The 940-nt window shown below is 71.3% G+C and carries 1 protein-coding gene; it reads right to left on the reverse strand.

Features of this window, described 5'->3' with window-relative positions:
* The coding region (locus QQK43_RS23160) for an XVIPCD domain-containing protein (RefSeq protein WP_284309637.1) at positions 1-940 on the reverse strand (940 nt) is incomplete at both ends.

The following is a 940-nucleotide window of genomic DNA, read 5'->3' on the forward strand; positions in this document are numbered from 1 at the left end:
TGGGTGCGGTATCCAGCTGCTGCTCGGGCGACTGGGCCAGGCGCTGCAGGGATTGCGCCACCGGCGTGTTCGCGGCCACACGCGCGTCGGCCTGCGTTTCTTTGAGGGTCAGGCCGTCGTATTCGGCCATGCGGATATGGCCATCGCCGGCATGCAGATGGGTTACCCGGGAGAGCCCCGCGTCCTGCGCCCGGCTGGCCAGCGCGAACACGGTGTTCTCCAGCCCCTGGTCCCAGGGCAGACCATGCTGTTGCGCCAGGCGCTGCACCTGCATCCGGGTGTCGCCCACCAGGCGTTGGGTCGGCTCGGGCAAGGGCGCGGGTATGTGCGCGGGCGTGGAAGTCGTCGGCTCCAGCGCCGCCTGCGGGCGCTCCTGCTGCGCGGGGGCACCGGGCGGCAGCGGGCCACGGATGGTGTCGATCGCATCGCGGACGTTGCCGTCCAGCCCGCGCGAGACGGCGGTCAGCACGCCGCGCATGCGCCGCACGTCCTGGCGGTATTCGCCGATCTGCACCGCTTGCTGCTGCGCCAGCGTCTGGGCTTGCGCATCGCCCAGCACCGAGCGGTCGGGCCGTCCCTGGGCGTCCAGGTCGGTGAAGTGGTGCATGCTGTGGCTGCCGCCCAGGGCGATGGCTGCGCCGATCGTGCGGGGCGGCGTGGTGCCGGTGACGATGTTGAGCGGGGTGTAGCCCCGCAGCGGATCGCTCCAGTGTGTGCGGTTGTCGTAGCCGTTGCGGCCCAGGGTTTCGACCTCCTGGGGCCGCGCATGGACGCGCACCTGGCCGAAGTGGGGGCTGGCGGCGCTGACGACATCACCGGCCATGACGTGGTTGACCACCGAGTCACCGCCTTCGGGAATGCGGCGGTTGAGGCTGGCCGCGCCGTAGGCGTTGAAGGTTTCGCCGTGGAGGCCGAAGTGGTGCGCACTGACCTGGGCCAG

The sequence above is a fragment of the Hydrogenophaga electricum genome, from assembly GCF_030160815.1.
In the GTDB taxonomy this organism is placed as follows: Bacteria; Pseudomonadota; Gammaproteobacteria; order Burkholderiales; family Burkholderiaceae_C; genus Hydrogenophaga; species Hydrogenophaga electricum.